Here is a 7764-nt window from a genome sequence, read left to right as displayed (position 1 = left end):
GTTGTGTAAATTTATTTGTTATGATCAAAAGATCATTTTTTTAATTATCGAGAAAAAATTTTATGAATTCACAAGTTATTATTTTTGATACCACCCTACGCGATGGTGAACAAGCACTTCAAGCTAGTCTGAGTGTTAAACAAAAACTACAAATTGCACTATCTTTAGAAAATACCGGTATAGATATTATCGAAGTAGGTTTTCCAATTTCATCTCCTGGAGATTTTAAATCAGTTCAAACTATATCTAAAAATATTAAAAATAGTAGAATATGTAGTTTAGCTCGTTGTTTAGATAAAGATATCGATGCTGCTGCAGAAGCAATGTCTTCATCTAATGCATTTAGAATTCATATTTTTCTAGCAACTTCAATACTTCATATGGAATCTAAATTAAGGAAAAATTTCGATCAAATAATAGATATGGCAATAACGTCAGTTAAAAGAGCATTACGTTATACTGATGATGTTGAATTTTCTTGTGAAGATGCAAGCAGAACTACAATGGATAATTTGTGTCGTATTGTAGAAAAATTAATAAATGCAGGAGTAAAAACAATAAATATACCAGATACTGTAGGATATACGGTACCTAATGAACTATCTTCTATAATTCATAATTTATTTCAACGTGTTCCTAATATTGATAAATCAATAATTTCAGTTCATTGTCATAATGATTTAGGTATGGCTGTAGGAAACTCAATATCAGCTATACAAGCAGGCGCTAGACAAATAGAAGGAACTATTAATGGAATTGGAGAAAGAGCTGGTAATACAGCTTTAGAAGAAGTAATTATGGCTATAAAGGTAAGAGAAGATGTTTTAGGTGTTTCTACTAAAATAAAACATAAAGAAATTTATCGAACTAGTCAGATTATAAGTCAAATTTGCAATTTGCCAATCCCACCTAATAAGGCAATAGTAGGAAGTAATGCATTTGCACATTCTTCTGGTATTCATCAAGATGGTGTTTTAAAAAATAGAAAAAATTATGAAATCATGGAACCTAGTAGTATTGGTTTAAAGGAAGTTAAATTAAACTTAACTTCTAGATCTGGTAGAGCTGCTGTAAAACATTATATGACTGAAATGGGTTATAGAGAATGTGATTATAAAATAGATGAACTTTATGCATCTTTTTTAAAATTAGCAGATAAAAAGGGACAAGTGTTTGATTATGATTTGGAAGCATTAGCTTTTATAAATCAACAACAAGAAGAATTAGAACACTTTTCTTTATCTTTTTTTAGTGTTCAATCTATTTCCAATGGTTTGTCTACTGCTTCAGTAAAATTATTATGTGGTGAAAAAACTTTTATAGAATCTGCTACAACAAGCAATGGCCCTATAGACGCTATTTATCAAGCTTTAAACAGGATTACTCACTTTCCTATAATTTTACAGAAATATCAACTTATAGCAAAAGGTAAGGGAAAAGATGCTTTAGGTCAAGTTGATATTTTAGTTGAACATAAAAAACGCAAGTTTCATGGTATGGGTTTAGCTACAGATATTATTGAATCTTCAGCTCAAGCAATGGTGAATGTATTAAATAATATATGGAAAGCTAATCAAGTAAATGAAAAGTTAAAAAAATTAAAAAAAATAAACAATTAGGTTTTTTAAATGGAATATATTTTATGAAAAAAAAATTTCGTATTGCAGTTTTACCAGGTGATGGTATAGGTCCTGAAATTATGCGAGAAGCCTATAAAATTTTAAATATTTTAGAAAAAAATTTTTCCTTACCTTTAGAAATACGTGAATTTAATGTTGGTGGTATAGCTATTGATAGGGAAGGTATTGCCTTACCTGAAGAAACATTAAGAGGTTGCGAAAATTCTGATGCAATTTTATTCGGTTCGGTAGGTGGTAAAAAATGGGATTATTTACCAATAGAATCTCGTCCAGAAAGGGCATCTTTATTACCCTTAAGAAAACATTTTAATTTATTTTCTAATTTAAGACCAGCAAAATTATATTCAGATTTAAAAAATTTATCTCCCTTACGTTCTAATATTGTAAGAAATGGTTTTGATATATTATGTGTTAGAGAGTTAACAGGTGGAATTTATTTTGGTAAACCCAAAGGTCGATCAAAAAATGAAAATGGTGAATATTCATTTGATACTGAAATTTATTATGATTTTGAAATTAAACGTATTGCACATTTAGCTTTTGAATTAGCTAGTTCTAGAAGATGTAAGGTATGTTCTATTGATAAATCTAATGTTCTTGCAAGTTCAATTTTATGGAGAGAGATTGTAGAAGAAGTTTCTAAAAATTATCCAAATATTATTTTATCTCATTTATATATTGATAATGCATGTATGCAAATTATTAAAAATCCTAGTCAATTTGATGTGCTTCTTTGTTCTAATATTTTTGGAGATATTATCTCAGACGAATGTGCGATGATTACAGGTTCAATTGGAATGTTACCTTCAGCTAGTTTAAATAGTAAAAAATTTGGTTTATATGAACCTGCTGGAGGATCTGCACCAGATATTGAAGGTAAAAATATTGCTAATCCTATAGCTCAAATTCTTTCTCTTTCTATGCTAATTCGGCATAGTATGAATTTAAATGAAATTGCAGATAAAATCGATTCATCCGTTTATAGTGCTTTAAAAGCAGGTTATCGAACTTTAGACATATCTGATGGTAAAAATTATATAAAAACAAATGAAATGGGTGATATTATTGCTAAATTTTTAATTAATGGAAAATAAAATGAAAAAGACTTTATATGAAAAAATATATGATGCACATATTGTACATGAAGAAAAAAACAATGCATCAATTTTATATATAGATTTACATTTACTACATGAAGTAACATCACCTCAAGCTTTTGATTCACTACGTATAAAAAATCGTGTTGTTAGGCAACCTAAAAAAACTTTTGCTACGATGGATCATAATGTTTCTACAGAAAGTAAAGATATTAATGCATCAGGATCTATGGCTAAAATACAAATGCAACAATTAATAAGAAATTGTAATCAATTTAATATATCTTTATATGATTTAAATAATCCTAAACAGGGTATAGTTCATGTTATCGGTCCTGAACAAGGTATGACATTACCTGGTATGACTATAGTATGTGGTGATTCTCATACTTCTACTCATGGTGCATTTGGTGCCTTATCTTTTGGAATTGGTACTTCTGAAGTTGAACATGTTCTTGTAACACAAACTTTAAAACAACAACGTTTAAAGAATATGAAAATTCAAATAAAGGGGAAAATTAAGAATTTTGTTACTGCTAAGGATATTATTCTTTTTATTATAGGAAAATTAGGTACATCGGGTGGTTCTGGATATGTAATTGAGTTTTGTGGTGATGTAATTAAAAAAATGAACATGGAAGAACGAATGACAGTTTGCAATATGGCGATTGAAATGGGTGCTAAATCAGCCTTAATAGCACCAGATGAAACTACATTTTTATATTTAAAAGGTAGACGTTATTCACCTCAGGGTAAATTTTGGGAAGAAGCTGTAAAATATTGGAAAACATTAATAACAGATGAAAATGCTTTTTTTGATAAAGAGTTTACTTTTGATGTATCTAATCTTTCTCCTCAAATTACTTGGGGGACTAGTCCTGATCAGGTTTTATCAATTAACGAAAAAATTCCTGATTTTAATTTTTTTGAAGATTCTGTAAAGAAAAATTTAGCTCGTTCTGCATGTAATTATATGAATTTAAAACCAGGTTCATATTTAACAGACATTAAAATTGATAAGGTGTTTATTGGTTCTTGTACTAATTCTCGTATAGAAGATTTAAGATCTGCAGCTAAAATATTGAAAAATAAAAAAATTTCAAAAAATATAAAAGCAATTGTTGTGCCTGGATCTGGTACAGTAAAAAAACAGGCTGAAAAAGAAGGTTTAGATAAAATTTTTATTGATGCAGGATTTGAATGGCGATTACCAGGTTGTTCTATGTGTTTAGGTATGAATAACGATAAATTAAGTGATGGTGAACGTTGTGCTTCTACTAGCAACCGAAATTTTGAAGGACGTCAAGGTAGGGGTGGTAGAACACATTTAGTTAGTCCTATTATGGCTGCTGCTGCAGCTATATACGGTCGATTTATTGATGTTAGAAATTTAGATAGTGAGACTAATTAAAAATGTTTAAATTTACTGAACATAATGGCGTTGTTGCCCCTTTAAATATATCTAATATAGATACTGATGCTATTATTCCAAAGCAATTTTTACAAAAAGTTAATAAAATTGGTTTTGGTAAATATTTATTTCATGATTGGAGGTTTATTGATAAAAATCAGTTAAAGATAAATCCAAATTTTATTTTGAATAATTATGTTTATAAAAACGCTAGTATTCTATTAACACGGGGGAATTTTGGTTGTGGTTCTTCTAGAGAGCATGCTGTTTGGTCTTTATTAGATTACGGATTTAAGGTAATTATTTCATCTAGTTTTTCTGATATCTTTTTTAATAATAGTTTTAATAATAAGCTTCTTTTAGTTGTTTTAGAAAAAAAACATATCGATTATCTTTTTAATTTAGTTGATACTAAAATTGGTATTTCTTTTAATGTTAGTTTAATTAATAAGAAAATTACTGCAGGTGATTTAGATATTCCATTTCAAATAGATGATTTTCAGCGTCTTTGTTTATTAAATAATTGGGATAATATTGACTTAACTATGAAAATTAATCATAAGATTAAATCTTATGAAGACAATATATCTTCTTTTCTTTTAGAAAGACAAGAATTTACCTCTTAAATTTTTAAATAGCGAATATTTTTTTTAAAAAAATATTCGCTATTTTTTAAGCTCATGTTTATTTATCTTTTTATTAATATTTAAAGAAATGTAATTTTGCATTTATATTATAGAAAGCATTTATATAAAAAAATAATATGCATTTATAATATTAAAAAAAAAAAAAAACGTATTTAGTAAATAAAAATAATCTGAAAACAGATATGTATTATACAATAAGTAATTTTTCTAGAAAAATTACTAGAATTTTTAAAAAAAGTGGAGTTAAAAAAATAGAAAAGCTTACGTGTTAACGTAATATTAGAAAGAGGAGGTTATATTTTTACTACATTTTACAATATTTTATTATTACTACTATTGTAGTATTATTACATTAATTATCTTGATACGTATTTGTAGCAATTTTCCGTAAATAATGATAACTGATGTTTACTTGTTTTTTTAATCCACTGGGGCCAAGTGTAGTTAATTCGCTAATAGAATATTTAGCAACTAATGCACGAAGAATTTTTTGTCTTGCTTCTTTTTCATCTAGAGCTATTAATCGTTGTGCATTTTTTCTTTTTTTATAAAAATTATGTTTAGAAATCCTGTATTTAAAAAGATTTCTAATTTGAATATCTTTAGCTCGTCTTTTTGCTTCTATTACCGTTATAGGTTTCAATCCCTTGATGATAAGATTTTTATTAATCCATCCTAATTGTTGTTTTTTAGCATTTATTAATTGTTTTTCAGAAATACCTAATAGCATAAAAAATAATGGCGTAAGTGTAATCATTTTTGGCATATAGTTGCCTAATACTCTATCCCATATTTTTTTGCAAGTTACGAAACCCATTGGTTCCATAAAATTAGTAATGAGTCTAGAAGCCCGGGTAATAGATTTATTACCGACTTTAGATAATGTAGACAAACCACATTCGTCGGATAGTTGTTCTACTGAAGCTTGTACTAATTCGGAAGAAATATTAAAATGATAAAGCATAGCTAAGACCATTGCCCTCATAGCACATGCTCGATGCTCGTTTAATCTTCTAAATCTTTTTAAGGGTAGTCCAGTTTTAATGTTTTTTGGTTGAATAACATAGTTTAATTCACATCGTGCAACATCTATTTCTGATGCTTTTTTCATTGCATGACAGATAAAGGACGGTCTTTTTTTATTGTTTTTAGGTGCTGTAAAAACTGGATTTCGATTATATACGTAATTTTCTCTAGATGGCATATAGGAATACTTAAAAAATGTGAATGTATAGTTTGTGATAGTAAGATTCAAACAATTTAATTTTTTTTGTACTAAAATTTTTTATGTAAATAATAATTTAATAATATTTTTAAAATATTAAATTTAGTTTTTTTAATATTTTTTTTACGTATAGATATATTTAACATATATTTTAATAATTTTCAACATAACTTGCTAAAAATAAATATTTTCAAATATTTATTTTTAGTTATGTAAAAATTTTTATTTTTGAAATATAATCAATGTCATTGAAATAACATTTTATATTTATTAAAAAAAAAGTAGGAATAAAATGGAAAAAATTATTGAAAGGTCTATATATGCTTCTCGTTGGTTAATGTTTCCGGTATATGTAGGTTTGTCATTTGGATTTATATTATTAACATTAAAATTTTTTCAACAAATAATATTTATTATTCCGGATATTTTAGCAATGTCAGAATCTGGTCTTGTATTAGTTGTTTTATCATTGATTGATATTGCTTTAGTAGGTGGTCTATTAGTTATGGTTATGTTTTCAGGTTATGAAAATTTTATTTCTAAAATGGATATTCAAGATAACGAAAAAAGGTTAGGTTGGATGGGGACTATGGATGTTAATTCAATTAAAAATAAAGTTGCTTCTTCTATTGTTGCTATATCTTCTGTACATCTTTTACGTCTTTTTATGGAAGCAGAGCGAATTTTAGATAATAAAATTATGTTATGCGTTATTATTCATTTAACGTTTGTTCTATCTGCTTTTGGTATGGCTTATATTGATAAAATGAGTAAAAAGAAACACATTATTCATTAATAACGTTTTAAAATGAAGTGGTTAAAGTTATTTGAAAGAATACCAAATTCATGTTATATTTTATATATTGCATTTTTTTAATATAAAAAAAATTTATTTTAAATACTATTTTTTAAAAAACAATTTTAATTTATTTATATTTAACAAAAATATTTTACTTACATCAAGCGTATTATATTAGTGCCTAGAAAAAATTATATATGTAATCCAAAACCAGTTTTTAATCCTCCTAAAAATGAGAAAAAAAGATCTAATTTTATTTGTTATGCAATGAAAAAAGCATCAGAAATAGATGTTGCAAGAAGTAGACTAAATTATACTTTATTAGCAATAGATCCTAAAACTGGCAATATTTTACCTCGATTTAGAAGATTAAACGAGCATCGAGCATGTGCTATGAGAGCTATAGTTCTAGCGATGTTATACTATTGTAATATTGATTCTAATTTAGTTGAAGCGTCTATCGAAAAACTAGCAGATGAATGTGGACTTTCAACTTTTTCTGATTCTGGTAATAAATCTATTACTCGCGCCTCACGATTAATTAGTGAATTTTTAGAACCAATGGGTTTTGTAAAATGCAAGAAAAAAAAGACTCAATCAACTAGTAATTACATACCTAAAAAAATATTTTTGACACCAAGTTTTTTTATGCTATTTCATATTTCACAATCAACAATAAATCAATATTTATCTGGTCAAAAAAAATTATTAAAAAATTTAAAAATTAAAGAAAAAAAAATATTTATTTCATTTTCAGATATAAAAATAATTTCTAAATTAGATGAAAAATCTGCTAGAAATAAAATTTTAAATGCCTTAATAAATTATTATACAGCTAGTGAATTAACTAAAATAGGTCCTAAAGGTCTTAAAAAAAAGATAGATATTGAATATAGCAACTTATGTAAGTTATATAAAAAAAAATAACAAATAAATTTACACAAC

The 7764-nt window shown here is 26.4% G+C and carries 7 protein-coding genes; 6 read left to right on the top strand and 1 reads right to left on the bottom strand.

Annotated features, from left to right (window positions below):
* Positions 1-62 precede the first annotated feature (62 nt).
* The 4 genes from leuA to leuD are packed head-to-tail and all read left to right on the top strand — an operon-like array spanning position 63 to position 4774.
* Positions 63-1619: a 2-isopropylmalate synthase gene (leuA, locus tag D9V76_RS03170; RefSeq protein ID WP_158337748.1), complete on the top strand. Its 1557-nt coding sequence runs from the start codon at positions 63-65 to the stop codon at positions 1617-1619.
* A gap of 23 nt (positions 1620-1642) precedes the next feature.
* Positions 1643-2734, top strand: a complete 1092-nt coding sequence (gene leuB / locus D9V76_RS03165; RefSeq protein WP_158337746.1) for a 3-isopropylmalate dehydrogenase — start codon at positions 1643-1645, stop codon at positions 2732-2734.
* 1 nt (position 2735) lies between these two features.
* Entirely contained in the window at positions 2736-4148 is a 1413-nt protein-coding gene (leuC, locus tag D9V76_RS03160) for a 3-isopropylmalate dehydratase large subunit (protein WP_172599447.1), read from the top strand.
* Positions 4149-4150: 2 nt separating this feature from the next.
* A complete protein-coding gene (gene leuD, locus D9V76_RS03155) occupies positions 4151-4774 on the top strand; it encodes a 3-isopropylmalate dehydratase small subunit (RefSeq protein WP_158337742.1) in 624 nt (207 codons plus the stop codon).
* Positions 4775-5147: 373 nt separating this feature from the next.
* On the opposite strand, the gene repA (D9V76_RS03150) is transcribed toward leuD, so the two are convergent.
* Positions 5148-5999 carry a plasmid replication initiator RepA gene (gene repA / locus D9V76_RS03150; RefSeq protein ID WP_158337740.1) on the bottom strand — a complete coding sequence of 284 codons (852 nt, stop codon included), beginning with the start codon at positions 5997-5999 and terminating at the stop codon, positions 5148-5150.
* A gap of 313 nt (positions 6000-6312) precedes the next feature.
* Between repA (D9V76_RS03150) and D9V76_RS03145 the strand changes: the two genes are divergently transcribed.
* Together D9V76_RS03145 and repA (D9V76_RS03140) are read left to right on the top strand one after the other, a co-directional pair.
* On the top strand, positions 6313-6816 hold the full coding sequence (locus D9V76_RS03145; protein WP_158337738.1) for a TIGR00645 family protein: 504 nt from the start codon (positions 6313-6315) through the stop codon (positions 6814-6816).
* Between the two features lie 180 nt (positions 6817-6996).
* The gene (repA, locus tag D9V76_RS03140; protein ID WP_158337736.1) at positions 6997-7746 is read left to right on the top strand and encodes a plasmid replication initiator RepA; all 750 of its coding nucleotides are present in this window, start codon (positions 6997-6999) and stop codon (positions 7744-7746) included.
* Positions 7747-7764 lie beyond the last annotated feature (18 nt).

The organism is Buchnera aphidicola (Rhopalosiphum padi), from assembly GCF_005080845.1.
GTDB lineage: Bacteria > Pseudomonadota > Gammaproteobacteria > Enterobacterales > Enterobacteriaceae > Buchnera > Buchnera aphidicola_AO.
The sequence above is the reverse complement of the archived record's forward strand: the minus strand, read 5'-3'. Positions and strand labels throughout refer to the sequence as shown.

Coding starts and splice junctions, on each gene's coding strand:
- leuA (WP_158337748.1), top strand. CDS start 63: ATGAATTCACAAGTTATTATTTTTGATACCACCCTACGCGATGGTGAA.
- leuB (WP_158337746.1), top strand. CDS start 1,643: ATGAAAAAAAAATTTCGTATTGCAGTTTTACCAGGTGATGGTATAGGT.
- leuC (WP_172599447.1), top strand. CDS start 2,736: ATGAAAAAGACTTTATATGAAAAAATATATGATGCACATATTGTACAT.
- leuD (WP_158337742.1), top strand. CDS start 4,151: ATGTTTAAATTTACTGAACATAATGGCGTTGTTGCCCCTTTAAATATA.
- repA (WP_158337740.1), bottom strand. CDS start 5,999: ATGCCATCTAGAGAAAATTACGTATATAATCGAAATCCAGTTTTTACA.
- D9V76_RS03145 (WP_158337738.1), top strand. CDS start 6,313: ATGGAAAAAATTATTGAAAGGTCTATATATGCTTCTCGTTGGTTAATG.